The sequence below is a fragment of the Pseudomonas sp. 2822-17 genome (assembly GCF_002742485.1).
GTDB classification, from domain to species: domain Bacteria; phylum Pseudomonadota; class Gammaproteobacteria; order Pseudomonadales; family Pseudomonadaceae; genus Aquipseudomonas; species Aquipseudomonas cyclaminis.
On the sequence record NZ_LJRZ01000443.1, the window covers coordinates 1 to 264 of the forward strand.

The window sequence follows — 264 nt, forward strand, 5'->3', positions numbered from 1 at the left end:
GTTCAAGGCTTAATGAACATGTTCAATGCATTTGGTAAAGAGCTTCAAGCTTTAACTGCTGCTTTAGGATTTGAAAAAACGCAAGACTTAGTTGGACGCGCTGATTTACTAGAACAAGTCCAAGGTAATGAGCAAATGAATCTTGAAGAGCTACTTTCAACTTTACCTGAACAAGATATTACAACTATCCAGCCACAAATTCAGGAAATCAAGCAAGCTGAGGCCCAGCTAGCAGTAGCTGTAGGTGCTGAGTACCTTGATGGT

At 40.5% G+C, this 264-nt stretch carries 1 protein-coding gene; it reads left to right on the forward strand.

Annotated features, from left to right (window positions below):
* Positions 1-18 precede the first annotated feature (18 nt).
* A partial coding sequence (locus tag AOA60_RS16000) for a hypothetical protein (RefSeq protein ID WP_178075367.1) occupies positions 19-264 on the forward strand: 246 nt, incomplete at its 3' end.